Consider the following 24,736-nt stretch of genomic DNA (forward strand, 5'->3'; position numbering starts at 1 on the left):
CGTCATGCTTCGGCAATCGCAGGTCACACACGCCTTGCTCGATCTCGTTGGCATCTCCAAGACCTATCCTGGGGTGGTCGCACTCGACCGCGTCGATTTCTCCGTTGCGCCCGGCGAGGTGGTCGGGCTGATCGGCGAGAACGGTGCGGGCAAATCCACCTTGATGAAAATCCTCGGCGGCGTCGTCGCGCCGACCTCGGGCGCGATTCAACTCGACGGGCGCGGCTATCAGGCGCTGACCGTCGGCGATGCGATCGCGGGCGGCATCGCCTTCGTGCATCAGGAGCTAAACCTGTTCGAAAATCTCGACGTCGCCGGCAATGTGCTGATCGGTCGCGAGCCGCTCTGGGGCGGTCCGCTGCGGCTGATGGACCGGGCGGCGATGATCGCCCAGGTGCAGCCGATCCTTGCCCGCCTCGGCGCCGATTTCGCCCCCGATGCGCCGCTCGCCGAGCTCTCGCTGGCGCAGATGCAGTTGGTCGAGATCGCCAAGGCGCTGGCGCTCGACGCGCGGCTGGTGATCCTCGACGAGCCGACCTCCAGCCTGACGCTGTCCGAGACCGAGCGGCTGCTGCGCGTCATCGCTGAACTGAAGGCCGGCGGCGTCGGCATCGTCTTCATTTCGCACCGGCTTCATGAGGTCGAGCGCTGCTGCGACCGGGTGGTGGTGCTGCGCGACGGGCGCGTCGTCGGCACGCTGGTCGGCGCGCGCATCCAGCATGAGGAAATGATCCGGCTGATGATCGGGCGCGATCTGCGCTCGCTCTACATCCCGCCGCAGTCGCCGCCCGGCAGCGTCATGCTGGAGATCGACGGCGTGCGCACCGCCGCTTTCCCCGAGCGCAGCGTCAGCCTGACGGTGCGGCGCGGCGAGATCGTCGGCCTTGCCGGGCTGGTCGGCGCGGGGCGCACGGAACTGGCGCGCGCCGTCTTCGGCATCGACAAGATGCTGGCGGGCAAGCTGCGGCTGGATGGCGGCGACGTGGCGATCAACTCGGCCCGCGACGCCATCGACCAGGGCCTCTATCTCGTGCCGGAGGATCGCAAGCGCTCGGGCGTGCTTATCGACATGTCGATCGCGTCGAATATCAGCCTGCCCGATCTGGCCGCCGATGCGCGCGCCTTCCTCATCGACACCGCCGCCGAGGCCGACCGCGCCGAGAGCCAGAAGCGCTCGCTCGGCATCCGCGCGCCCGGCGTGGCGACGCCGGTCAAATCGCTGTCCGGCGGCAATCAGCAAAAGGTGGTGCTGGCCAAATGGCTGGCGATGCGCCCGCGCGCGCTGATCTTCGACGAGCCGACGCGCGGCATCGATGTCGGCGCCAAGGGCGAGATCTACGCGCTGATGCGCCAGCTTGCCGATGGCGGCGTCGCCATCATCATGATTTCGAGCGACATGGAAGAGGTGATCGGCGTGAGCGACCGCATCGTGGTCATGCATGAAGGCGCCGTCAGCGGCCATCTGGCGCGGGCGGATTTCAGCGAGCAGAACGTGTTGCTGCTGGCGGTCGGGAAAACCATCGCGGCCGAGCGCGCCGCCGCCGGGAGCGCCGCCTGATGCTGAAGAAAGACCTGGGCCTTTTGCTCCTGATCCTGATCGTCGGCACCATCGTGGCGACCATCAATCCGCGCTTCCTGTCGCCGATCAACCTGTCCAACACCGCCAATCTGATCGGCCTGTTCGGCCTGTTCTCGCTGGCGCAGGCTTTCGTCATCATCTCCGGCGGCATCGAATTGTCGGTCGGGTCGATCATCGCCCTGCTCGGCGTCGTCTTCATCGACCTGATCGCCAATGTCGGCCTGCATTGGGGCGTCGCCGTTATCGTGGTGATCGCCATCGGCATCCTCATGGGCATGGTGCATGGCCTGCTCGTCACCAAGCTCGGAATGCAGCCCTTCGTGGTGACGCTGTGCGGCCTCCTGATCTATCGCGGCATCGCCCGCTTCTACACTCAGGACGCCACCGCCGGCTTTGCCTTCGGCCAGAGTTTTCCGACGCTGGAATGGCTCACGGCGGGCCGCAGCTTCGGCGTGCCGCACAGCACCATCGCCTTCGCCATCGTGGCCCTGATCCTCGCGGTCGTACTGCACCGCTCTGTCTATGGCCGCTACCTGTTCGCGGTCGGCAAGAACGAGGAGGCCGCCCGCTATTCCGGCATCCGCACCGACCGCATCACCATCGCCGCCTATGTCATCTGCTGCGGCCTGACCGCCTTCGCCTCGATCTTCATCGCCATGTACACCCGCTCGATCTCGCCGGCCTCGCACGGCAATTTCTACGAGCTTTATGCGATCGCGGCAGCGGTGCTCGGCGGCTGCTCGCTGCGCGGCGGCGAGGGCTCGATCCTGGGCGTGGTGCTCGGCACGATCCTGTTGCAGGTGCTGCAGAACCTGGTGAATTTGCTGGGCATTCCGAGTTCGCTGAATTTCGCCGTGATGGGCGGCGTCATCCTGATCGGCGTGCTGGCCGACCAGCAGCTCGTCGCCTACCGCCAGCGCGGCGGCGCCCCGCGCGCCGCCCCCGCGCCTGCCGCGTTGCAGAGTTAGGGCGGAGAGGACCCGAGAGCGCTTCGGCGGTGTCGGCGTCCTAAGCCGAAATCCGCAGCCCCTGTTCGTCGCGCGCGCCGACAACGCGGAGAATTTCGCGCAGCAACGCGGCTCTCTCGATCGGCTTGGAGACATAGCCGCTCATGCCGATCGCGATGAGACGCTCGCGGTCGCCGCTCATGGCGTCCGCGGTCGTGGCGATGACGGGGATGTCGCGCCACGCCGCTTCGGCCGCTCGGATATGACGGATCGCCGCGATGCCGTCCATGATGGGCATGTGAACGTCGAGAAGGACGAGGTCGAAGGGCTGCTGGGCGAGCAAACCCAGCGCCTCCTTGCCGTTGACCGCGTCGGTGACGAGGATGCCACACGGTGTCAGAAACAGCCGGACGACGCTCCTGTTGATGGCATTATCGTCCACCAGCAGCGCCCTGAGACCCTGCAAGGCGGCGGAACCGCCCAAGCCAGCATCCCGGTCGGGAGCCGCCACGCGGGCGGACGGGGTGGCGGTTGCCCTGTAGCTGAAGCTGAAAATGCTGCCCGTGCCGGGCGTGCTTGCGACAGTTGCGTCCCCGCCCATCATCCGGGCGAGCGTCCGGGTAATGACAAGACCCAGTCCGGTGCCGCCATATTGGCGCATCGTCGAGGCGTCGGCCTGGGAGAATTCCGAAAACAGCCGCCGGGCTTCTTCCTGGCCGATGCCGATGCCCGTGTCCCTCACCTCCACGCGGACCAGATGTTCGTCCCCGGCCGCCTCCCAGCCGACGGCAATGGTGACGCTGCCGGACTTGGTGAACTTGATCCCATTGGAAACCAGGTTCGAGAGGCATTGGCGGACGCGGATGTGGTCGCAGCTGACGGTCTTCGGCACCGACGGGTCGATCTGCACGGAGAGCGCAATCGATTTCTCCCGGGCGCGGCCGAGGAACAGCTTCTGCACATAGAGGAAATCATCCGCAAGATTGCCGTCCGTGGGCTGGATCTCCAGCATCCCGGCTTCGATCTTCGAGAGATCCAGCACGTCGTTGAGCAAGGTCATCAGCGTTTTGCCCGACTCCAGGATCGCTTGGACGCCCTCGGCCTGCGCGGGGCTGAGCTCACCGGAATCCAGCACCTGCGCCATGCCCAGAATGCCGTTGAGCGGAGTGCGGATCTCGTGGCTCATATTGGCCAGAAACGCCGATTTCGCCTCGTTGGAGGCTTCGGCCTCGACGGCCGCCCGGCGCAATTCATCCTGGGTGACGCGCAGGCGGGCGAGCATCAGCCGGTTTTCATCCTCGATCTTGCGGCGTTCGGTTATGTCTTCATAGGTGATGACTTCGCCGCCATTGGCCATGGGCCGGCGCAGCATTGCGATCGCGGTGCCGTTGGGGCGGAACAGGACGCCGTCATCGCAACCGGGTTCGTTGAGTTCCACCCCGGACCTGACGCTCAGCGCCTCGGTCAGGCGCATGAGATCGGCCTTGGACATGTCCTGCGCGACCGCTTCGAGCGGGATGCCGAAGAGCTCGAAAAAGCGCGTATTGGCAATGACGAGCTTCTGGTCCGCGTCGAACATGCAGAGGCCCTGGGACATGTTGTCGAGGGAGGTCTCGAAGATGACGGTCTGGTGCTTGAGCGCGCTGAGCGTCCCGTCGATCACCCGCAGCGGCAAGACGCGCAGCGCATAGAACATGCCGAAGCCGAGCATTGCGCTGAACAGAGCTACCAAGCCGGTGCGGATCAGTTCGGGGCGAAAGCTATGCGCATTTTCGACGGATCCGACCTCGATACCCGAGACTACGATTGGAGCCCGCCGCGTCGTGACGGGGAAATCGGGCTCCGAGCCTGTTTCCAGCACCAGCTTGCCCGCGGAGTCGAAGATGCGCTGGCGATGATCGGCGTCTTTGGCTTCGGGAAGGTCGATGAGCTCCGCAAGGCGCACGCGCTGGTATTGCCAGAGCTCTTCATGGGTATAGATGTACCTCGCCAGACGGGAGGCCTTGATCTGGGCCGTAAGCAAGAGCTCCTGGTTGGATTGAGCATATACGACGGCAAGGTATCCGAGCGGCACGAGTATCGCGGTGGAAAGCGCAACAAAGAGACCAAGGGTCGTCACGAGGCTCCTCAGCGTCCTGCGCGACTTGATCATTGCGTGCCCGCGACAATTCCTGCTTGCCGCAGCAGGCCTTTGCCCTCCGGCGTCGCGATGAATGAGACGAAAGCGGCGGCCTCGGCGCCGATCTTGGCGGGCACGACGATATACAGAGACTTGCCGTAGGGATAGGAACCGTTCTCGTAGCTTGTCAGGCTGGGGAGAACGCCGTCGATCGACACGAACCGCAATTTGCGCTTTTCCGTCGTCATTTGCGTAAAGGACGCGCCCACCAGCGAACCCGCGATGCGCTCAGCCATTTCCGCATTGTCCTGATCGGTGGCCGCGAGAGAAAGGTCCCCGCGCGTCCGGGCCTGCTTAAGCGCTGCGCTCATCCCCGGAAACAGCGCGCCAAGCACGGCATTGTCGCTCTCCTCCGTGGGTCGGAGGATGAGGCGGATTGGGGTGCCGTCCGGCCACAAGGGCCTGGCTGACCGGTAAAGTCCTGCGATCTCGCCACTGGCGAGATTTTCGGCCGCCTGCCGGGACGTGACGAAGCCGAAGGGCGTTCGCAGCGTCGCGGCAACCACCAGGCCCCTTGCCACTTCCTCCGGCTTCAGATCGCGGCCGGCCACCGAGGCGTCCAGCACGCCGTCGGCGACGGCGGCGTTGCCGCCGCTGGTGCCCAGACTGGGAACAACGTGCAAAGCGACGCCGGTGGCCGCTTCGAATGCGGGGCCGATCTGCCGGAGCATTTCGGTCGCAGATCCGGTGCCTCCTATCCTCAGCGTCTCAGCGGATGCCGGGTGGATCGCCGCAAGCGCGGCAATAGGAGCAAATATCGCCAATTTTATTAAGTATCTTGTCAACAGAGCACTTTCGCATACACGCAACCGCGCAGATTTTAAACTTTAATTAAATTTGCATATCTATAAGAATTTCTTACTTTTGCTGAAACTAACCGACTATCGCAGGAATTTTCTTAATATTTTAACTCGAAAGCCGAGTCAAAGCTCCGCATTATCTGCGCGGATTGCGGTCCAGGCGGCGCTACAGCACGCCGCCCTGGCGTCTGCGGGGCTGCAGATTTAGGAAGCCGCCTCGTCCCGGACGGCCATCAAGCCGTCCGGGAGCCACTTTCGGATCAGCGCGGGCGCCGCGCCGCTGAACTCAAATGCTCAGCCCGCCGGCGATGTCGATCACGCCGCCGGTCATGTAGCCCCCGTTCGGGCCGGCCAGGAAACAGACGAGGGCAGACACTTCCTCCAGCGTCGCGATGCGGCGGATGGGATGCTGGTCGAGGAAGCTTTCGGGGACGGTTTCACCTAGGACCGACACCATCATGTCGGTCGGCATGGCGCCGGGCTGGACCACATTGACGGTGATGTTGCGCGGCCCCAGATCGCGGGCGGCGCCCTTGACATAGCCGATCAGGGCGGCCTTGGTCCCGGCATAGTCCGCGGCTCCGGAGACCAAGGCGTGGGTGCCGTTCAGCGACCCGATGAAGATGATCCGACCGCCGTCGGAGAGCACCGGCGCGGCCGCACGGGTGACCGCCACCGGGCCCATGACGTTGACCTGCCATTGCCGGTCGAGCGCGGCGGTGTCGAGCGCGGGATCGTCGATGGTCTGGCCCTTCGCGACGACCGCCGCGTTGTTGACGATGATGTCAAGCTTGCCGAAATGCGCCAGCACCTCGCCGACCAGCGGCTTGGCCGCCGCCATGTCGCCCTGGTCGCTCCGGATCGCCAGGGCGCGGACGCCCTTCGCGATCAGCCTTTCGACCACAGCTTCCGCTTTACCGGCCGACGCGACGTAGCTGATCGCCACATCCGCCCCATGCTCGGCGAGCGCCTCGGCGATCGCGGCGCCAAGCCCGCGCGAGCCTCCGGTCACGAGGGCCACCTTGCCCCTCAAGCTATTCGACACAAGAAATCTCCTATCCAGCCTGCGCGCTGCCGGTCTGGCCGGCGCGACAATTTCGTAACGGTCATTACCGTAACAGTTGATATGAAATCTGGACAGAGGCTGTCAAGTGGTTTAATAACGATCGTTATGGAAATGAGCGGACAAAGCTGATGGGCCGCCATCGGGAATTCGACGTGGAGAGAGCGCTCGACGCCGCAATGTGCGTGTTCTGGCGCAAGGGCTTCGAAGGTGCGTCCTACGCCGACCTGACCGAGGCGACCGGCGTCGAGCGCCCCGCCCTCTATTCCGCCTTCGGCAACAAGGAGGCGCTGTTCCGCCGGGCCCTCGCTCGCTATGACGAGCGCTATTTGGGTTACATCCCGGAGGCGCTCCGGCTGCCGACATCGCGCCAGGTCGTCGCGCACATCCTGTACAACGCGGCCGACCTCAATACGCGCTACCCCGATCATAAAGGGTGCCTCGGCATCAACGGGGCGCTGGCGGTATCGGATGACGCGGAGCCGGTGCGGCAAGCCCTGATCGATTTCCGCGCCGCAGGTCAGGCGCTGCTTCGTGACCGCTTCGAACGGGCGAAGGCCGAGGGCGACCTGCCGGAAACGGCCAATCCCGATACGCTCGCGGCATTCGTGCTGGCGATCACGCACGGCATGGCGGTGCAGGCCAAGGCCGGCTTCAGCCGCGAAAAGTTGGAGGCCGTCGCCGAGCAGGCGCTTTCCACCTGGCCTGAAGCCGGAGCGAAAAGCGCGACCTGATTACCGGGTACGGCGGCAGCAAGCCGGGCGTCAGACGATCCCGCCGCCCCCTGCCCGCACGGCCGGGCGGGCCGCCGCGACCCTTGCGCGATAGCCGCTTGCCCGATAGGCCGCGACCGGATCGATCGCGCCGCCCCGCCGCAGCCGCGCCATGGCCAGGATGGGCTCGACATCGGTGCGGAACGCCGCCTTCAGCGTCTGGCTCGCCATCAACGCGTCGTTCGCATTCTGATAGCCGGCAAGCGCCGCGCGATCCACCAGCAGCGCCCGCGCGTAAGCTGCCTGCACCTCGGTCGCCGAGATCATCAGGCTCTCGATCGGGTCGGTGACGTTGTGGCTCTGGTCCAGCATATGCGCGGGGGCAAAATCTTTCGCGCCGGCAAGCTCGGCATCCACCAGTTCGTTGAACACCAGGAACAGCCGGTACGGATCGATCGACCCCGTATCGAGATCGTCGTCGCCATATTTTGAATCGTTGAAATGGAAGCCGCCGAGCTTGCCGAACTGGATCAGCCGCGAGACGATCATCTCGATATTGACGCCCTGCGCGTGATGGCCGAGGTCGACGAGGCAGAAGGCCTGCGGGCCGAGCTCGCGCGCGATGATGTAGTTCGTTCCCCAATCCTGCACGACCGTCGAGTAAAACGCCGGCTCGTACATCTTGTGCTCGGAGAACAGCCGCCAGTCGCCGGGGAGCGCGGCGTAAATCTCCCGCATCGAGGCCAGATAGCGCTCAAAGCTCCTCGCGAAATGCGCCTGACCCGGAAAGTTCGAGCCGTCGCCGATCCAGACCGTCAGCGCCTTCGAGCCGATGGCCTCGCCGATCTCGATGCATTCCAGATTATGCGCAATGGCCTGCTGGCGCGTCGCCGGGTCGGTGTGGCTGAGCGAGCCGAATTTGTAGGACAGCTCCTGGCCCGGCTGGTCCTGAAAGCTGTTGGAGTTCATCGCGTCGAAGCCGAGGCCGAAACGCTCCGCCGCCGCCTTCAGCCGGCCCGGCTCGGCCTTGTCCCAGGGGATATGCAGCGACACGCTGGGCGTCGCCCGCGTCAATTGCTGGATGACGGCGCAGTCCTCGAGCTTGTCGAAAATATCGCGCGGCTCCCCCTCCCCGGGGAACCGCGCGAACCGCGTGCCGCCGGTGCCAACGCCCCAGGACGGGATGGCGACGCCGAACGCCGCCACCTTGCGGTAAACCTCCTCGATGGCGATGTCGCGCCGGTCCAGCCGCTCGCCGAGATCGCCGTAATCGCGCTCGAGCGCTGGCGCCAGCGCGGCGTTCTGCGCCTCGACAAGCCCATGATCGATCATCTGGTCCATGGCGTGCTCCCATCCGCAAGACAGTCAGTATTCTTCCTTTGTCATCCCCGCGAAGGCGGGGATCCATTAATCACCCAGGCCGCTGCGGAGTACTGGACTCCCGCCGGCGCGGAAATGACAAGAAAAGGGCTCGTATAATACCCACCCTACCGCGTGAATGCCTGTGCGTTTCCGGCATCGACATTGAGGATATTTCCCGTCGATTTCGCCGACATGTCGGAGACCAGGAAATAGACGGCCTCCGCCACGTCCTCGGGATAGACGCTGAGCTTCAGCAGCGAGCGCTTGCGGTAATGCTCCTCAAGCCCGTCCGGCGGCATGTTATAGGCGGCCGCACGCTGCTCGCGCCATTCGCCCGACCAGATTTTCGAGCCGCGCAGCACCGCGTCCGGATTGACCGTGTTCACCCGGATGCCGAACTCGGCCCCCTCCAAGGCGAGGCAGCGCGCGAGATGGATTTCCGCAGCCTTTGCCGTGCAATAGGCGGCGGCATTGGGCGAGGCGGCGAGGCCGTTCTTCGACGCGATGAAGACGATCGCGCCGCCCGTCCGCTGCCGCTTCATAAGCCGGAAGGCTTCGCGCGCGGCCAAGAAATAGCCGGTCGCCAGGATTTCGGAATTGCGGCGCCACTCGGCGAGGTCGGTGTCCTCGATGGGCGCCGAGGAGGAAATGCCCGCATTCGAGATCAAGATGTCGAGGCCGCCGAACTGCTCGGCGGCGAAGGCGAAGCCTTGCGCGACCTGCGCTTCCTGCGTCACGTCGAGCCGGATGTTGCGCACCGCGTCCGGCGAATGGCGCGCGGCCAGCTCGGCGTCGGCCTCTTCCAACGCGCGCTCGTCGATGTCGGCGAGCACGACGCAGGCGCCGGCCGCCAGCAGCCGCTCGGCGGTCGCCTTGCCGATGCCACCGGCCCCGCCGGTCACCAGCGCCACTTTTCCGGCGAGCGGCCGGGGCTTCGGCATCCGCTGGAGCTTGGCCTCCTCCAGCAGCCAATATTCGATGTCGAAGGCTTCCTGCTCGGGCAGGCCGACATAGTCCGACACGGCGGACGCCCCGCGCATGACGTTGATCGCATTGCCGTAGAATTCCGCGGCGATGCGCGCTGTCGCCTTGTCCTTGGCGAAGCTAATCATGCCGACGCCGGGGACGAGATAGATCACCGCATTGGGGTCACGCATGGGGGGCGAATCGGGGTGCTTGCAGCGCTCGTAATAGGCGGCGTAGTCCTCGCGGTACGCCGCGATGGCCGGGGACAGACCGGCTATGGTGCGGTCGAGGTCGGGCGCGGCCGGGTCGAAATCCACCAGCAGCGGCCTGATCTTGGTGCGCAGGAAATGATCCGGGCAGCTCGTGCCGAGGGCCGCCAGCCGCTCCATCTGCGCCGAGGCGACGAATTCCAGCACGCCGGGTTGGTCGTCGAAATGGCCGGTCTTGCGCTCCGAGCCGGAAATCAGGCCGCGAATCGCCGGCATTAGCCGCGCGGCGATGGCGCGCCGCTCAGGCGTGGGCAGCGGTCGGCGCGCCTCGCCGCCGAAGGCCGGCTTGCCCTTGCGCTCCTGCTCGAACCACTCGATAGCGCGGTTGATGATGCGAATCGTCGTCTCATAGCAATCCTTGGCGCTGTCGCCCCAGGTGAAAAGCCCGTGGCTCTCCAGCACGACACCCTTCGCCTGCGGATTGTCGCGGCAGAAATCGCCGAGCCATATCCCCAGCTCGTAGCCGGGCCGCCGCCAGGGCAGCCAGCCGATCTCATCGCCGTAGATCACCCGCGTCAGGGCGCGGCTGTCCTTCGAGGCGGCGATGGCGATGACGGCGTCGGGATGCATGTGGTCGACATGGCGGGCCGGCACGAAGGCATGCAGCGGCGTGTCGATCGAGGCGGCGCGCGCATTGAGGTTGAAGGTGCAATGCGGGAGATAGCCGACCATCGCGTCTTCATGCGCGGGGCCGCGATAAAGCGCCTTCAGCCCGCGCAGCTTGTCCATGTAGAGGGTGGCGAACCCGTCGAGGGCCATGCTGCCGACATCGCCGCCGGAGCCCTTGACCCAGAGCACTTCGACCGGCGCGCCGGTGAGCGGGTCGGTTTCAAGCAGCTTGGCGGAGGTGTTGCCGCCGCCATAATTGGTGATGCGTTTGTCGGAACCGAGGAGATTGGACCGGTAGAGGAGCTGTTCGGGCTCACTCATCTGCATGACGGCGGCGTCATTCCAGAGGTTGGTCAGGCGCGCGCCGATGCGCGTCTCGAGCATTGAAGGACCTCCTGAGGGCAAGGCGAAAGCGGGGATGCTGTGACGAAGCTCTCAAATGGCCCAGAGACGGTCAATCAGAAACCATCAGAAATGGCGGTACTTACGGGAAGATTGCGTAGATTTGATCGAATGTGATCGTTTTTGATCGTTTGACAATGAGCCGCACGCGGCTACTCACGCCCTGGCGATAGTCCAGCGGCCTGGCAGGATTTAAAGCTTACGGAAACATCTTGCTAAGACAAGCGAGGCCAAATCATGGCAAGATTGCGATCTGCCAAAGGCCTGTGGCACGAGCGCCGCATCCGGCTCAGTGCAGCGCGGCGGATCAGCAAGTAAAGGACTTAAGAGGACGGGATCGCCACGGGGGAGAAGCGAGCCCGCCTCTTTCTGCTTGCGGTTAGAACTTTATGTGCGAGCCCAGAATGAGCGCGAAGTGATCGTCGGAATTGACATCGCCGATATTGGCTTCGATGTCAGTGTCGTAGAATTGCGCGACGGCATAGATGTTCAGCGCCGCCGAGTCGAAGCCTTGCACGATGCCGAAGCCGAAGACGTTCGATTCGGAGCCGGTGATCGTATCAAGCGAGCCAATGCCGGAACCGTCTATATCGCGCCGGGCGCCGACGCCGAAGTCATTGAAATGGGCGTAATCGGCGAAGAGCGTGGTGGCGCCGTAGCCGGTCCAGTTCTTCGAGATACCGCCCTTGACGTACCAGTTGGTCGCGTCGGGGCTGTCGTCATCGAAGGTCCGCCGTCCTGCCGCGACCGTCGCAAACAGGCCGCTCGGCACGTGGATGGCCGACGCCGATCCCGACAATTGGCTGTCGATATTGAAGCCAGCCTCGTCGCGGTTATCCTTGAGATAGCCGATGCCGGCGGCGAGCTTGATCGAGTTCCATTCCTTGGCGAAACGCAAAGATGCGTCCCAAATGTCGTTGTCGCCCCAGCTCGCCGACACGATGAACCCGTAGATGGACGGGCTGTCATAGCGGATGATGTCTTCCTGGGTGCCGCCGATCGCGCCGAGGACGTCCTGCCAGCGAACGCCATTTGCGTCGCCCGCGGTCAGGTCGCCATCATGCGTCCGAACGAGAAAATTGCCGGCATAATGCGTCTTCGAAACCGTGGCGTAGGTCGCGACGATATCGATTTCGTTGATGCCGTCGGTCGGCTGCGACGCCTGACCCAAGGTCACGCGGCCGAGCTGCTCGCTCTCAATATAAAAGGCGTTCTGACGGATGCTGAAGCCGTTGCTTTCGTTCAGGCCCTCATCATCGAGCTGCGAAACCCGGTTGGACGCCGAGTCGACAACATTCATTTCCATGATGTAGCCGGCGCTCCAGCCCGGCTTGATCTTGGCTTCGCCGGTGAAGCGGAAGCGCGATCCGTCCGAATCCGGGTCGACCACATAAGCGTCGGAATCCGTGCCGTCGTCCCAGATCAGCAAAGCGCGATTGACTTGGCCCGAAACCTGCAGCGTTACTGCGCGGTTGCCCTTGCGGGCGGCCGTTGCCTCGAGTTCCGCAACCCGGTCCTCAAGGTCGTTGGCGCCTCCCTTGCCGAGATCCGCCGCTCGCGTAGTCGTAGATGCAGCGCCGCACATCAGCGCCACTGCAGCCCCCGTTATTAGGAGCTTGCTTGCTTGTGTCATGGTTTTCTCCCTCCAAACACCTCGGCGACGCGCTACTCGGCGTCAGGCGAGATGAGGGGGAGACAGCCAAGCGGTTAAGCTTGCTGTTCAAGTCGACGACAGCTTCACCCCATACAATGACGGGATGCGTGCCGTTGCACGTTATTGACATTAATATTCTCCCCTCAGCGCCCAATGCGAGAGCTTAGTCCCCAAGGGTGAATGTGTCGCAGGGATATATTGGAGTCAATCAGAAACGATCAAATTCAACCACGACCGATCCATAATCGGGAAAATTTTGACTGAGATTGATTGACGCTAAGCTCCACCAATGCGCTAAATGAAGAGCCAAACAGGAGGCCTCATGCACGAAAAAGAACGGCATCGGATCATCCTTTCGGCGATCCAGGATAAGCCGGTCGCGACGGTGCCGGAACTGGTCGAACTGACGGGATCATCCGAGGCAACCATCCGGCGTGACATCGCGGCGCTCCACATGCAGAACAAGCTGCGCCGTGTGCGCGGCGGCGCCGAAGCCCTTTCACCGCCTCAATTTATCGGCTTGGCCGGGCGGCCCTACAGCGTGAATGAGACGCTGCACACCTCCAGGAAGCGCGCCATTGCCCGGGAGGCGGTCGCGCTGTGCACCGGCTGCGAGCCGATCATCATCAATGGCGGCACGACCACCTTCCAGATGGTGCAGTTCCTGGCCAGCCACCGGATGCCGATTCTGACCAATAGCTTCGTCATCGCGGAGCATTTGCTGCGCCATTCGAAGAATACCGTACTGTTGCCCGGCGGCACCATCTATCGCGAGCAAAACATCATCTTGTCGCCCTTCGACAATGACGTAACGCGTAATTTCTACGCGCGGAGGATGTTCATGGGGGCGCAAGGTCTCGCCTCGCTCGGCTTGATGGAGAGTGACGCCATGCTGATCCAGGCCGAACAGAAGCTGATCGACCAGGCCGAGGAGCTGGTGGTACTGGTCGACTCATCGAAATTCCGCCAGCGGTCGAGCCTGATCCTGTGTCCGCTGTCGCGGATCTCGACCGTGATCACCGATGACGCCATCGAGGACCGCGACGCCAAGATGCTGGCCTCGGCCGGCGTCGGACTGATCGTCGCCACCCCGTCGGCGGTGAAAGAGGAGGATGCGTCGCGGCTCGCCTGAGCCGCCGTTCGCCGTGCATATAAAAAGAAACTAGGGAGGAAAAATATAATGAGCCTGATCAAAAAGATCATGGTCGCGGCGGCCCTGTCGTCCGCACTTTCCGTCAATTCCGCTCACGCGGAAACCGTCAAGATCGCGCTGGTCGTCAAAGCGCTCGGCATCGGCTTCTTCGAGGCCGCCAACAAGGGGGCGCAGGAGGCCGCCAAGGAGCTCGGCAATGTCGAGGTGATCTATACCGGCCCGACCGCCACCACCGCCGAAGCCCAGATCGAGACCATCAACGCGCTGATCGCGCAGAACGTCAACGCCATCGCCGTCTCGGCCAATGACAAGGACGCGCTCGTCCCGGCGCTGAAGAAGGCGATGAGCCGGGGCATCACGGTGATCTCATGGGATTCCGGCGTTGCTCCGGCCGGGCGGCAGGCGCATCTCAACCCCTCGTCCAACGCGCTGATCGGCAATATGTGCGTGAAGATGGCGGCGGACAATTTGCCGGGTGGCGGCGACGTCGCCATCCTCTCGGCGAGCGCCACCGCGACCAACCAGAACACCTGGATCGCGGAGATGAAGAAGGTCTTGCCGAACTATCCCGGCATCAAGATCGTGGCGACCGTCTATGGCGACGACCTCGCCGACAAGTCCTACCGCGAAACGCAAGGGCTGATCCAGTCGCAGCCCGGCCTGAAGGCAATCATCGCGCCGACCTCGGTGGGCATCGTCGCGGCCGCGCAGGCGGTGAAGGATGCGGGCAAGATCGGGACGATCAACGTCACCGGCCTCGGCCTGCCGTCCGAGATGGCGGCGCATGTGAAGTCGGGCGCCTCGAAGAGTTTTGCCATCTGGAACCCGATCGACCTCGGCTACTCCGCCACCATGATCGCCTACAATCTGGCGGCCAAGAAGGCGGAGGCGAAGCCCGGCGCGGAAATCCCGATAGGCCGCATGGGCAAGGTCAAGCTTGACGAGAACAATGAAGGCGCGATGGCCGACCCGTTCGTCTACGACGCCAGCAATGTCGAGCAATTCGCCAAGATTTTTTAAGGCGATTGTGGCCGGCCCGGCGTCGCTGCCGGGCCGCGTCCGGCTGAGCTGACCACCATCACGAGCCATCGGCACGCGCCATGCTTCATGCGCCTTCTACGTCCATCCGGGCGAAGACGCCCCTGTTGACGCTTTCTGGCATCTCGAAAGGCTTTCCCGGCGTGCGCGCGCTCGCCGGCGTGGCGCTCGAGATTTTTCCCGGCGAAGTCACCGCCCTGATCGGCGAGAACGGCGCCGGCAAGTCGACGCTGGTCAAGATCCTGACCGGCATCTACCAGCCCGACGCCGGGACGATCCGCCTCGGCGGCGCGGAGGTGAGCTTCCGCGCGGCGCATGACGCGGCGGCGGCGGGCATCACGGCGATCCATCAGGAGACCGTGCTGTTCGACGAACTCAGCGTCGCGGAGAACATCTTCCTCGGCCACGCCCCGCGCAGCCGCTTCGGCCTGATCGACTGGCCCGCCATGCGCCGCAACGCCGCCGCCCTGCTCGACCGCATCGGCGCCCGCATCGCGCCCGAGACTCGGCTGCGCGATCTCGGCCTCGCCAGCCGCCATCTGGTCGCCATCGCCCGCGCGCTGTCGGTCGAGGCGCGCATCGTCATCATGGACGAGCCGACCGCCTCGCTCTCCCACAAGGAGATCGCCGAGCTTTACGAGCTGATCGAGCGGCTGAAGGCCGAGGGCAAGGCGATCCTCTTCATCTCGCACAAATTCGAGGAAATCTTCCGCATCTCCGACCGCTATTGCGTCTTCCGCGACGGCGAATGCGTCGGCGGGGGGATGACCGCCGAGACCGATCACAATGAGCTGGTGCGGCTGATGGTCGGCCGCTCGGTCGATCAGATTTTCCCCAAGACGGCGGCCGAGATCGGCGCGCCGGTGCTCAGCGTCTCCGGTTACAGCCACCCGACCGAATTCGAGGATATCGGCTTCGAATTGCGGCGCGGCGAAATCCTCGGCTTTTACGGCCTGATCGGCGCGGGCCGCAGCGAGATCATGCAGGCGCTGTTCGGCATCACGCGGGCCTCTAGCGGCACGCTGCGCATCGACGGCAAGGCGGCGCGCATCCGCACCCCCGCCGAGGCCATCGCCCAGGGCATCGTCTACGTCCCCGAGGAGCGCGGCCAGCAGGGCACCATCGCCGGACTGCCGATCTTCCAGAACATCACGCTGCCGTCGCTGGCGAAAACCTCGCGCGCCGGCTTCATCCGCCTCGCCGAAGAATTTGCGCTGGCCCGCGAATACACCGCGCGGCTGAACCTGCGCGCCGCCGCGCTCGACCGCGATGTCGGCACGCTGTCGGGCGGCAATCAGCAAAAGGTCGTCATCGCCAAATGGCTGGCGACAAGGCCGAAGATCATCATCCTCGACGAGCCGACCAAGGGCGTCGATATCGGCTCGAAGGCCGCCATCCACGCCTTCATGAGCGAACTGGCCGCACGCGGCCTCAGCATCATCATGGTGTCGTCGGAGATTCCTGAAATCCTCGGCATGTCGGACCGGGTGATCGTCATGCGCGAGGGGCGCATCGTGGCGAGCCTGCCGCGCGAAGGTCTCGGCGCGGAGATGCTGGTGCGCGCCGCCGCCGGCATCCGGGAGGCCGCATGATGGCGCGGCTGCTGAAATCCCGCGAGGCGCTGCTGGCTGGGGCGATCGCCTTGCTGCTGGCGCTGGTGTCCTGGCGCTTTCCCGGCTTCGTGGCCCCGGAAAATCTCGCCCGCATCTTCAACGACACCGCCATCCTCATTATCCTGGCGCTGGGCCAGACCGCCGTTATCCTCACCCGCTGCATCGACCTGTCTATGGCGGCCAATCTGGCGCTGTGCGGCATGGTCGCGGCGATGCTGAACGCCGCCGCGCCCGGCATTCCCGTCGGCGCGCTGCTGGCGCTCGCCATCCTGACTGGCGCGGCGCTTGGGGCCATCAACGGCGCGCTGGTCTGGCAGCTCGGCATTCCGCCCATCGTGGTGACGCTCGGCACCCTGACCATCTATCGCGGCCTGATCTTCGTGCTCTCCGGCGGCGAATGGGTCAACGCCCACCAGATGAGCGAGCCCTTCAAGGACTTTGCCCGCGCCGAATTGCTCGGCCTGCCCGTGCTGTCCTGGATCGCCTTCCTGGTCGTCGCCGCCATGGCGGTGCTGATGACGCGCGCGCCGCTCGGCCGCGCCTTCTACGCCGTGGGCGGCAACCCCACGGCCGCCATCTATGCCGGCATCGACGTCGGCCGCACGCGCTTTGCCGCCTTCACCCTGGCGGGCGCCATCGCGGGCCTATCGGGCTATCTCTGGGTCTCGCGCTATGCGGTGGCCTATGTCGACATCGCCGCCGGCTTCGAACTCGACATCATCGCCGCCTGCGTCATCGGCGGCATTTCCATCGCGGGCGGCATCGGCTCGGTCGGCGGGGCGGTGCTCGGCGCGCTGTTCCTCGGCCTCATCAAGAACGCGCTGCCGGTGGTCAACGTCTCGCCCTTCTGGCAGCTCGCCATTTCCGGTACCGCCATCATCATCGCCGTCGTCGCCAATGCGCGCGCCGAAGGCCGGGCGCGCCGCATCATTCTGCGCAAGGCGGAGGTTTTGGCATGAGCAGCGCCAAACGCACCCCGATGGTGATTCCGGACCGGCTGGAGAGCCGCTTTGCCGCCGGGCTGAAAAGCTGGGAGATGCTGCTGATCGCCGTGGCGCTCGCCGTCTTCGCGGTCAATGCTCTGGCCTCGCCTCATTTCCTCAATCCGTGGAACCTGTCGGACGCGACCTTCAACTTCACGGAAAAGGCCATGATCGCCATGGCCATGGCGCTGCTCATCATCGCCGGGGAAATCGACCTCTCCGTCGCCGCCATCATCGCGCTCGCCTCGACGGCGATGGGCCTCGCACTGCAATTCGGCGCGGACACGCCGGTGCTCGTGCTCACCGGCCTTGCCACCGGCCTCCTCTGCGGTGCCTTCAACGGGCTGCTCGTCTCCGGCTTCGCCCTGCCCTCGATCGTCGTCACCATCGGCACGATGAGCCTCTTCCGCGGCATCGCCTACATCATCCTCGGCGACCAGGCTTTTACCGGCTACCCCTCCGAATTCGCCTATTTCGGCCAGGGCTATGCCTGGTGGGTGTTCTCCTTCGAGCTGGCGCTGTTCGCCGCCATCGCGCTCGCCTTCGGCATCCTGCTGCACGCGACCAGCTTCGGCCGCCTCGTCTACGCCATCGGCAACAACCCGACCGGCGCGCTGTTCTCCGGCATCCGCGTCGCGCGCGTCAAATTCATCCTGTTCCTGTTGACCGGCCTGATGTCCGGCATCGCCGCCATCTGCCTCACCTCGCGCCTCGGCTCGACGCGTCCGTCCATCGCGCTCGGCTGGGAGCTGGAGGTGGTGACGATGGTCGTGCTCGGCGGCGTCAGCATTCTGGGCGGCTCCGGCAGCATCCTGGGCGTCGTCATCGCCGCCTTCATCATGGGCATGGTGACCTTCGGATTCGGCCTCGTGAACGTGCCGGGCATCGTCATGTCGATCTTCATTGGCCTGTTGCTGATCGCGGTGATCGCCGCGCCCATCCTGTGGCGCCGTCTGCGTGGGGAGGGCTTTGCCTGATGCCGGAAAAATACGCCTTCAAGATGCGGCTCAAGCCGGGCATGAAAGCCGAGTATCAGCGGCGGCATGACGAGATCTGGCCGGAATTGCTGACGCTGCTGCGCGATGCCGGCATTTCGGATTATTCGATCCATTTCGACGCCGAGACCAATGTGCTGTTCGGCGTGCTGTGGCGGCGTGACGGCCACAAGATGGCGATGCTGCCCGAACACCAGCTCATGCGGCGCTGGTGGCGGCGCATGGCGGACATCATGGAGACCAAGCCCGATAACGAGCCGGTCGTGATCCCGCTCGAAACCGTCTTCCACATGCCATGACACACGGCGCGCCCCGGATCGCGGTGATCGACATCGGCAAGACCAACGCCAAGGTGGCGGTGATCGATCCGGCGCGGCTCACCGAGATCTCGCTGCGCACCAAGCCGAACATTGTGCGGCGCGACGGTCCGTACCCGCATTACGACATTGACGGCTTGTGGGCCTTCATCCTCGACGCGCTCGCCGGGCTGAACCGCGAAGGCGGCATCGACGCCATCACCGTCACGGCGCATGGCGCGACCTGCGCGCTGCTCGACAGCGAGGGCGGACTGGCGCTGCCGGTGCTCGATTATGAGCATGACGGCCCGGAGGATTTCGCCGCCGAATATGGCGCGCTGCGCTCGCTGTTCGCCGAGACCGGATCGCCGCGTCTGCCGCTCGGCCTCAATCTTGCGGCGCAGATCTTTTGGCAGGAACGACGCTTCCCCGATGCCTTCCGCAACGTGTCGGCCATCGTCATGTACCCGCAATATTGGGGCTTTCGGCTGACCGGGACCGCTGCGGGTGAAGTCACCTCGCTCGGCTCCCACACCGATCTCTGGTGCCCGGCGAGGCGCGATTATGCCTCGCTCGTCGACCGCCTCGGCTGGCGGCGCCTGTTCGCACCACTGCGCGCCGCAAACGATCGCCTCGGCACCATCCGGCCCGACATCGCGGCCGCGACGGGGCTCCGCGCGGACACGCCCGTCTATTGTGGCATCCACGATTCGAACGCCTCGCTGCTGCCCCATCTGCTTTCGCGGCGGCCACCTTTCTCCGTGGTCTCCACGGGGACATGGGTGGTCGCGATGACGGTCGGCGGCACGGGTGCTAGGCTCGATCCGGAGCGCGACACGCTCATCAACGTCAATGCGCTCGGCGAGCCGGTTCCCTCCGCGCGCTTCATGGGCGGCCGCGAATTCGCCATCCTGACCGACGCGCTCGACGCGGGCTGCACCGACGAGGATGTCGCCGCCGTGCTCGGCAAGCGGACATTCCTGTTGCCCTCCGTGCAGACCGGCTGCGGCCCATTCCCGCGCCGCAAGGCCGAATGGGTCTGTGACGGCGCGCTCCCTCCGGGCGAGCGCCGGGCCGCCGCTTCCTTCTACCTCGCCATGATGACGGCAAGCTGCCTGCAATTGATCGGCGCCGACGGCCCGACCATCACCGACGGCCCGCTTGCCGGCAATGCTTTGTTCACCCAAATGCTCGCCGCCGCGACCGGCCGCCCGGTGATCGCGGAAACCGCCTGTATCGGGCCTTGCGCGGGCGCCGCCTTGCTGCCGCCGCGCATCGGAATGCCCCGCCCTGCCGAGGATGCGGCGGTAGACTCTCCCGGCCCGTTCTGGGCCGAATATGCACGCGCCTGGCAGGACGCGCTGCGGCGCGCGCCGGTCTAACCCCCTGCAATCACGGGCATGTTCACTTCCGTGAATAGCGCGGACCTGAACCCTCTGCGAACCTTGTGCGTTGCACAAATCGAGTGGGCGACCCAAACCCCCCGTTCGCGAAGATGAGGTTGGCCGATGATGGAAGACACAGGCGAATATGGCCTGACACGCCGCCAAATGTTGGAATTTAGCGGAGGCGCGTCCGCGCTGATGATGGCGAGCGACGGGCTGTCGCCCGCCAGAGCCGCAGCGCAAACAGCGGCGCCCGCGCCGCTGCCGACCACGGCCTTCACCCTCAACATCAACGGCCTCGACCATCCGCTGGACCTCGACGCCCGCACCACGCTACTCGATGCGCTGCGCAACGAGATCGGCCTCACCGGATCCAAGAAGGGCTGCGACCATGGGCAATGCGGCGCCTGCACGGTGCTGGTCAACGGACGCCGGATCAATAGCTGCCTGACGCTCGCCATCATGCATCCGGGCGACGAGATCACCACCATCGAGGGGCTGGCGGCGGGCGACAATCTGCATCCGCTGCAAGCGGCCTTCATCGCACATGACGGCTTTCAATGCGGCTATTGCACCCCCGGGCAGATCTGCTCGGCGGCGGGCATGATGGAGGAGGCCAAGGCCGGCTGGCCGAGCCATGTCAGCGCCGATATCGCCGCGACCGACATCGCCCTGACCGGCCCCGAGATCCGCGAGCGCATGAGCGGCAATATCTGCCGCTGCGGCGCCTATCCGAACATCGTCGCCGCCATCGGCGACGTGGCGAGGGGAGCTTGAGCCATGCGTCCCTTCACCTATGAACGCGCCGGCAATCCGGCCGAGGCCGCGGCCGCCGTCGCGGCGAGGCCCGAGGCGAAATTCATCAGCGGCGGCACCAACCTGCTCGACCTGATGAAGCTCGGCATCGAGCACCCGGCCCATCTGGTCGACATCAGCCGTTTGCCCGCGACGATCGAGGACACGATCGATGGCGGACTGCGCATCGGCGCGCAGGTCCGCAACAGCGACCTCGCCGCCGAACCGCGCGTGCGCGCCCGCTATCCGGTGCTCGCCATGGCGCTGCTGGCCGGAGCGTCGGGCCAGATCCGCAACAAGGCCTCGACCGGCGGCAATCTGCTGCAACGGACGCGCTGCGCCTATTTCTATGACCGCAACATGCCCTGCAACAAGCGCGAACCCGGCTCCGGCTGTTCCGCCATGCAAGGCTTCAACCGGGGGCACGCCGTGCTCGGCGCCAGCGACGCCTGCATCGCCACCCACCCCTCGGACATGGCCGTCGCCATGTCGGCGCTCGACGCCCGGATCGAAACCATCCTCCCCGATGGCGGCAGCCGCAATCTCGCGATGGACGAATTCTACCGCCTGCCCGAGGCGACGCCACATATCGAAACCAGCCTGCAGCCCGGCGAGATGGTCGCCGCAGTGACTTTGCCGCCCCCTCCGCCCGGCCGGCAGATCTACCGCAAGGTCCGCGACCGGGCCTCCTACGCCTTCGCATTGGTGTCGGTCGCCGCCATCGTCGACGCGGAGCGCGGGCGCATCGGCGGGGCGCAGATCGCGCTCGGCGGCGTCGCCCCGATGCCCTGGCGCGCCACAGCGGCGGAGCGTGCGCTCGGCGGCAGCGGCTCGTCGGAAGCAAGGATGCGGGCCGCTGCCGATGCCTCGATGCAGGGCGCGCGCGGCTACGGCCATAATGAGTTCAAGATCGAATTGGCGATGCGCATGGTGCAAAGCGTTCTGACGGAGGCCGCATGACAGAGGAAACCGCAACCGGCTTTGCGCAATGGCCGCTCGGCAATGGCCCCATCGGCGAGCCGCTCGACCGCGTCGACGGGCAGTTGAAAGTCACCGGCAAGGCGACCTACGCCTATGAGCAGCGCCAGGGCGGCAAGCCGCTCTATGGCTTCCTGCTCGGCGCGGCGATCGGCAAGGGACGCATCACCGCCATCGATGTCTCCGACGCCGCCAGGGCGCCGGGCGTCGTCCACGTCATGACGCATGAGAACGTGCCCGAGCAGGGCGCGTTCGGCCCGCCCGTCGTCCCCAACGGCTATGCCCGCCCGCGCCCGGTTCTGACCGGCAGCGCGGTGCAATATTACGACGAGCCGGTCGCCTTCGTCGTCGCCGAGAGTTTTGAGGCGGCGCGTTTCGCCGCCGGCCTGATCAGCGTGCATTATGACCGCCAGCCCGGCGCCTTCGACCTTACGGCCGATCTCAGCAAGGCCTATAAGCCTGAAAAGCTCAATGCCGGCTATGAGACCGATAGCACGCTCGGCGATTTCGAGGGCGCCTTCGCCGCCGCTCCGGTGCAGATCGAGCAGACTTATTCGACGCCTTACGAGTGCCACGCGGCGATGGAGCCGCATGCGGCGCTCGCCCTCTGGTCGGGCGACGAGCTGACCGTCTACATGTCGACGCAGGTGATCGCGAATGCGCGGGGAGCGCTCGCCGCCACGCTGAAGATACCCGTCGAAAAGGTGCGTGTGGTCAGCCCGTTCACCGGCGGCGGCTTCGGCAGCAAGCTGCTGCTTCATGCCGAGCCGGTCTTTGCCGCGCTCGCCGCGCGCGAGCTGAAGCGGCCTGTCAAGGTTGCGCTGACCCGCCAGCAGATGTTTGCCAATACCGGCTTCCGGCCGATGAGCATTCAGAAACTTCGGCTGGGTGCGGATCGCCAGGGCCGGCTGACCGCGATCGGCCACGAGGTGTGGTCGCATACGGCGCGCTACGAGGAATCCGCCGAACAGACCGCCGTGTTCAGCCGCTCGCTCTACGCCGCGCCAAACCGGCTGACCCGGCACCGGCTGGTCGCGCTCGACCTGCATCGCGGCGAGTGGATGCGCGCGCCCGGCGAAGCGCCCGGATTGATGGCGGTCGAAGTTGCGATGGACGAACTCGCCGAAAAGCTCGGCCTCGACCCAATCGAGCTGCGCATGCGCAATGAGCCGGCGCAAGACCCGGAACGCAAGGTGCCGTTTTCGAGCCGCGCGCTCGTCCCCTGCATGAGGGAAGGCGCGGCAAGCTTCGGCTGGGACCAGCGCAATCCGCGCCCCGCTTCCGTGCGCGACGGACGCCATCTGATCGGCATCGGCATGTCGGCGACGATCCGGCCGAATGCGATGCGGCCCGCCAAGGCCGAGGCCAGCATCAGCGCCGACGGCCGCGTCACCGCCCGGCTCGACATGACCGATATCGGCACCGGCAGCTACACGGTGCTGACCCAGATCGCCGCCGACACGCTCGGCGTGCCGATGGACGCGGTGACCGTGCTGCTGGCCGATTCGCGCTATCCGCAGACGGCGGGCTCCGGCGGCTCGTTCGGCGCCGCGAGTTCCGGCACGGCGCTGCACTACGCCTGCCGGGCACTCCGGGCAAAGATCGTCGAGGCCGCGCGGAGAACCGTAGGCTCGCCCTTCGAAGGCGCCGAGCTGACCGAGGCGAACCTTGCCAATGGCGAGATCCAGGCCGGCAACAAGCATGAAACGCTGGCCGATCTGATGCCTCTGATCGCGCCGGACGGTCTCACGGCCCAAGGCGCCGCCGAGCCGGGCGCGAGCTACAAGGCATTCTCGCAATATGCCTATGGCGCGCAATTTGCCGAGGTCGCGGTCGACATGGACAGCGGCGAAATCCGGCTGCGGCGGATGCTCGGCGTGTTCGCGGCCGGCCATATTCTCAATCCCAAGATCGCGCGCTCGCAATTGCTCGGCGGCATGATCTGGGGCGTCGGCGCGGCGCTGATGGAGGAGAATGTCGTCGATCCCCGCTACGGCCAGTTCGTCAATCACGACCTCGCCGAATATCACGTGCCGGTCCATGCCGACATTCCTGACGTGGAGGCGGTCTTCCTAGAGGAGCAGGACGACAAGGGCAACCCGCTCGGCATCAAGGGTATCGGCGAGTTGGGCATTTGCGGCGCGGGCGCGGCGGTGGCGAACGCGGTCTATAACGCGACCGGCATCCGCGTGCGCGACTATCCGATCACGCTCGACAAGCTGCTGCCCAAGCTCGTCCGCAACGACCGGGAGATCTGAGCGCGTTAGCCAGGCGGCATCAGGAACCGCGTTATCAGGGTCTTGAGCAAGTCGAGGCTCTTTTGGATGTCCACGCCGGGGTCTCGCAGCGTCAGCGTCTTGGAGCCGTCGATGACGCTCAGGAGAACGCCCGCCGCCAGCTCCGGGTCGAGCTCCGGGTCGATCTCGCCGCGCGCCTGACACTGGCTGAGAAAATCCGCCAGCAGCCTCCGTACCCCCCGGCTGTGCTCCTCCAGGATGCTGGCCATCGCCGGGTTACGCCCCGCCTCCGCCAGCATATCGAGGACGAGCAATTGTCCGACGCGCCCATGGCGGGCCGTCGTCACGTCGATTTCGGCGATGAGCGCGGCGACCGCGCTAGGCTGCGCGATCATCTCCGCAAAGCGTGCCGCCGCCCCCTCAAGTCGGGCCTCGGCCATGGCGCCGACGATCGCCTCCTTGCTGGCAAAATAATGATAGAGGTGGCCGGGGCTGATGCCGGCCTCGGCGCAAATGTCGGAAATGCTCGCCCCGCGAAAGCCACTGCGCGCAAAGCACCGCCCCGCGGCTTCGAGAATGAGCCGCCGTTTCTCCTCATGCTTGACCGGGTCCAGCTTGCGCATCGCGGCATCGCCCTAAAAATAGATCGATCACTCTATCAACGATTGACGATGGGGCCAATCCTCTTATAGATAGAACGCTCGCTCTATTTTTATAGGC

General features: G+C 65.3%; 20 protein-coding genes. 13 read left to right on the forward strand and 7 right to left on the reverse strand.

The window, feature by feature from the left end; translation table 11 throughout:
• The first annotated feature begins 4 nt into the window (after nt 1–4).
• On the forward strand, nt 5–1,558 hold the full coding sequence (locus tag BLEFHOIH_RS00720) for a sugar ABC transporter ATP-binding protein (RefSeq protein ID WP_088342569.1): 1,554 nt from the start codon (nt 5–7) through the stop codon (nt 1,556–1,558).
• A complete protein-coding gene (locus BLEFHOIH_RS00725) occupies nt 1,558–2,547 on the forward strand; it encodes an ABC transporter permease (RefSeq protein ID WP_088342570.1) in 990 nt (329 codons plus the stop codon). The genes BLEFHOIH_RS00720 and BLEFHOIH_RS00725 overlap by 1 nt, the downstream gene beginning before the upstream one ends.
• 40 nt (nt 2,548–2,587) lie before the next feature.
• Here the strand turns inward: BLEFHOIH_RS00725 and BLEFHOIH_RS00730 are convergent, their stop codons facing one another.
• The 3 genes from BLEFHOIH_RS00730 to BLEFHOIH_RS00740 all read right to left on the reverse strand — a co-directional run bounded on the left by BLEFHOIH_RS00730 (nt 2,588) and on the right by BLEFHOIH_RS00740 (nt 6,550).
• Nucleotides 2,588–4,678 (reverse strand): ATP-binding protein, encoded by a 2,091-nt coding sequence (locus BLEFHOIH_RS00730; protein ID WP_088342571.1) that lies wholly within the window; start codon nt 4,676–4,678, stop codon nt 2,588–2,590.
• Complete coding sequence (locus tag BLEFHOIH_RS00735; RefSeq protein WP_088342572.1) at nt 4,675–5,514, reverse strand: substrate-binding domain-containing protein; 840 nt, start codon at nt 5,512–5,514, stop codon at nt 4,675–4,677. The genes BLEFHOIH_RS00730 and BLEFHOIH_RS00735 overlap by 4 nt, the downstream gene beginning before the upstream one ends.
• A 277-nt stretch (nt 5,515–5,791) precedes the next feature.
• Nucleotides 5,792–6,550: an SDR family oxidoreductase gene (locus BLEFHOIH_RS00740; RefSeq protein ID WP_088342573.1), complete on the reverse strand. Its 759-nt coding sequence runs from the start codon at nt 6,548–6,550 to the stop codon at nt 5,792–5,794.
• A gap of 149 nt (nt 6,551–6,699) precedes the next feature.
• On the opposite strand from BLEFHOIH_RS00740, the gene BLEFHOIH_RS00745 reads away from it, so the two are divergent.
• Complete coding sequence (locus tag BLEFHOIH_RS00745) at nt 6,700–7,302, forward strand: TetR/AcrR family transcriptional regulator (RefSeq protein WP_088342574.1); 603 nt, start codon at nt 6,700–6,702, stop codon at nt 7,300–7,302.
• 30 nt (nt 7,303–7,332) lie between these two features.
• Here BLEFHOIH_RS00745 and rhaI read toward each other — a convergent pair whose 3' ends face one another.
• From rhaI to BLEFHOIH_RS00760, 3 genes are all read right to left on the reverse strand, one after another.
• Entirely contained in the window at nt 7,333–8,622 is a 1,290-nt protein-coding gene (gene rhaI / locus BLEFHOIH_RS00750; protein WP_088342575.1) for an L-rhamnose catabolism isomerase, read from the reverse strand.
• Nucleotides 8,623–8,768: 146 nt separating this feature from the next.
• Complete coding sequence (locus tag BLEFHOIH_RS00755) at nt 8,769–10,871, reverse strand: bifunctional rhamnulose-1-phosphate aldolase/short-chain dehydrogenase (protein ID WP_088342576.1); 2,103 nt, start codon at nt 10,869–10,871, stop codon at nt 8,769–8,771.
• A gap of 397 nt (nt 10,872–11,268) precedes the next feature.
• A complete protein-coding gene (locus BLEFHOIH_RS00760) occupies nt 11,269–12,522 on the reverse strand; it encodes a hypothetical protein (RefSeq protein ID WP_125461524.1) in 1,254 nt (417 codons plus the stop codon).
• Between the two features lie 343 nt (nt 12,523–12,865).
• On the opposite strand from BLEFHOIH_RS00760, the gene BLEFHOIH_RS00765 reads away from it, so the two are divergent.
• From BLEFHOIH_RS00765 to BLEFHOIH_RS00810, 10 genes are all read left to right on the forward strand, one after another.
• Nucleotides 12,866–13,675, forward strand: a complete 810-nt coding sequence (locus BLEFHOIH_RS00765) for a DeoR/GlpR family DNA-binding transcription regulator (protein ID WP_088342578.1) — start codon at nt 12,866–12,868, stop codon at nt 13,673–13,675.
• A 48-nt stretch (nt 13,676–13,723) separates the two neighbouring features.
• Entirely contained in the window at nt 13,724–14,716 is a 993-nt protein-coding gene (rhaS, locus tag BLEFHOIH_RS00770) for a rhamnose ABC transporter substrate-binding protein (RefSeq protein ID WP_088342579.1), read from the forward strand.
• An 80-nt stretch (nt 14,717–14,796) separates the two neighbouring features.
• Entirely contained in the window at nt 14,797–16,326 is a 1,530-nt protein-coding gene (locus tag BLEFHOIH_RS00775; protein WP_088342580.1) for a sugar ABC transporter ATP-binding protein, read from the forward strand.
• Nucleotides 16,323–17,306 (forward strand): ABC transporter permease, encoded by a 984-nt coding sequence (locus BLEFHOIH_RS00780; protein WP_088342581.1) that lies wholly within the window; start codon nt 16,323–16,325, stop codon nt 17,304–17,306. The genes BLEFHOIH_RS00775 and BLEFHOIH_RS00780 overlap by 4 nt, the downstream gene beginning before the upstream one ends.
• Nucleotides 17,303–18,307, forward strand: coding sequence for an ABC transporter permease (locus BLEFHOIH_RS00785; RefSeq protein ID WP_088342582.1), 1,005 nt, complete (start codon nt 17,303–17,305; stop codon nt 18,305–18,307). The genes BLEFHOIH_RS00780 and BLEFHOIH_RS00785 overlap by 4 nt, the downstream gene beginning before the upstream one ends.
• Entirely contained in the window at nt 18,307–18,624 is a 318-nt protein-coding gene (locus tag BLEFHOIH_RS00790) for an L-rhamnose mutarotase (protein WP_088342583.1), read from the forward strand. Before BLEFHOIH_RS00785 ends, BLEFHOIH_RS00790 begins: the two co-directional genes overlap by 1 nt.
• Nucleotides 18,621–20,003 carry an FGGY-family carbohydrate kinase gene (locus BLEFHOIH_RS00795; protein ID WP_088342584.1) on the forward strand — a complete coding sequence of 461 codons (1,383 nt, stop codon included), beginning with the start codon at nt 18,621–18,623 and terminating at the stop codon, nt 20,001–20,003. Before BLEFHOIH_RS00790 ends, BLEFHOIH_RS00795 begins: the two co-directional genes overlap by 4 nt.
• A 126-nt stretch (nt 20,004–20,129) precedes the next feature.
• On the forward strand, nt 20,130–20,783 hold the full coding sequence (locus tag BLEFHOIH_RS00800; RefSeq protein ID WP_088342585.1) for a 2Fe-2S iron-sulfur cluster-binding protein: 654 nt from the start codon (nt 20,130–20,132) through the stop codon (nt 20,781–20,783).
• Nucleotides 20,784–20,786: 3 nt separating this feature from the next.
• A complete protein-coding gene (locus BLEFHOIH_RS00805) occupies nt 20,787–21,761 on the forward strand; it encodes a xanthine dehydrogenase family protein subunit M (RefSeq protein WP_088342586.1) in 975 nt (324 codons plus the stop codon).
• Complete coding sequence (locus tag BLEFHOIH_RS00810) at nt 21,758–24,037, forward strand: xanthine dehydrogenase family protein molybdopterin-binding subunit (RefSeq protein ID WP_088342587.1); 2,280 nt, start codon at nt 21,758–21,760, stop codon at nt 24,035–24,037. Before BLEFHOIH_RS00805 ends, BLEFHOIH_RS00810 begins: the two co-directional genes overlap by 4 nt.
• Nucleotides 24,038–24,042: 5 nt before the next feature.
• Here the strand turns inward: BLEFHOIH_RS00810 and BLEFHOIH_RS00815 are convergent, their stop codons facing one another.
• Nucleotides 24,043–24,639 carry a TetR/AcrR family transcriptional regulator gene (locus BLEFHOIH_RS00815; protein WP_088342588.1) on the reverse strand — a complete coding sequence of 199 codons (597 nt, stop codon included), beginning with the start codon at nt 24,637–24,639 and terminating at the stop codon, nt 24,043–24,045.
• Between the last annotated feature and the right edge of the window lie 97 nt (nt 24,640–24,736).

It is taken from the genome of Rhodomicrobium sp. R_RK_3, from assembly GCF_002198715.1.
GTDB lineage: Bacteria > Pseudomonadota > Alphaproteobacteria > Rhizobiales > Rhodomicrobiaceae > R-RK-3.

What these genes read in the sequence shown, in the direction of transcription:
- BLEFHOIH_RS00795 (WP_088342584.1), top strand. Translation starts at nt 18,621, where the DNA reads ATGACACACGGCGCGCCCCGGATCGCGGTGATCGACATCGGCAAGACC.
- BLEFHOIH_RS00780 (WP_088342581.1), top strand. Translation starts at nt 16,323, where the DNA reads ATGATGGCGCGGCTGCTGAAATCCCGCGAGGCGCTGCTGGCTGGGGCG.
- BLEFHOIH_RS00785 (WP_088342582.1), top strand. Translation starts at nt 17,303, where the DNA reads ATGAGCAGCGCCAAACGCACCCCGATGGTGATTCCGGACCGGCTGGAG.
- BLEFHOIH_RS00810 (WP_088342587.1), top strand. Translation starts at nt 21,758, where the DNA reads ATGACAGAGGAAACCGCAACCGGCTTTGCGCAATGGCCGCTCGGCAAT.
- rhaI (WP_088342575.1), bottom strand. Translation starts at nt 8,622, where the DNA reads ATGGACCAGATGATCGATCATGGGCTTGTCGAGGCGCAGAACGCCGCG.
- rhaS (WP_088342579.1), top strand. Translation starts at nt 13,724, where the DNA reads ATGAGCCTGATCAAAAAGATCATGGTCGCGGCGGCCCTGTCGTCCGCA.
- BLEFHOIH_RS00805 (WP_088342586.1), top strand. Translation starts at nt 20,787, where the DNA reads ATGCGTCCCTTCACCTATGAACGCGCCGGCAATCCGGCCGAGGCCGCG.
- BLEFHOIH_RS00760 (WP_125461524.1), bottom strand. Translation starts at nt 12,522, where the DNA reads ATGACACAAGCAAGCAAGCTCCTAATAACGGGGGCTGCAGTGGCGCTG.
- BLEFHOIH_RS00745 (WP_088342574.1), top strand. Translation starts at nt 6,700, where the DNA reads ATGGGCCGCCATCGGGAATTCGACGTGGAGAGAGCGCTCGACGCCGCA.
- BLEFHOIH_RS00775 (WP_088342580.1), top strand. Translation starts at nt 14,797, where the DNA reads ATGCTTCATGCGCCTTCTACGTCCATCCGGGCGAAGACGCCCCTGTTG.
- BLEFHOIH_RS00725 (WP_088342570.1), top strand. Translation starts at nt 1,558, where the DNA reads ATGCTGAAGAAAGACCTGGGCCTTTTGCTCCTGATCCTGATCGTCGGC.
- BLEFHOIH_RS00790 (WP_088342583.1), top strand. Translation starts at nt 18,307, where the DNA reads ATGCCGGAAAAATACGCCTTCAAGATGCGGCTCAAGCCGGGCATGAAA.
- BLEFHOIH_RS00815 (WP_088342588.1), bottom strand. Translation starts at nt 24,639, where the DNA reads ATGCGCAAGCTGGACCCGGTCAAGCATGAGGAGAAACGGCGGCTCATT.
- BLEFHOIH_RS00800 (WP_088342585.1), top strand. Translation starts at nt 20,130, where the DNA reads ATGATGGAAGACACAGGCGAATATGGCCTGACACGCCGCCAAATGTTG.
- BLEFHOIH_RS00765 (WP_088342578.1), top strand. Translation starts at nt 12,866, where the DNA reads ATGCACGAAAAAGAACGGCATCGGATCATCCTTTCGGCGATCCAGGAT.
- BLEFHOIH_RS00755 (WP_088342576.1), bottom strand. Translation starts at nt 10,871, where the DNA reads ATGCTCGAGACGCGCATCGGCGCGCGCCTGACCAACCTCTGGAATGAC.
- BLEFHOIH_RS00720 (WP_088342569.1), top strand. Translation starts at nt 5, where the DNA reads ATGCTTCGGCAATCGCAGGTCACACACGCCTTGCTCGATCTCGTTGGC.
- BLEFHOIH_RS00730 (WP_088342571.1), bottom strand. Translation starts at nt 4,678, where the DNA reads ATGATCAAGTCGCGCAGGACGCTGAGGAGCCTCGTGACGACCCTTGGT.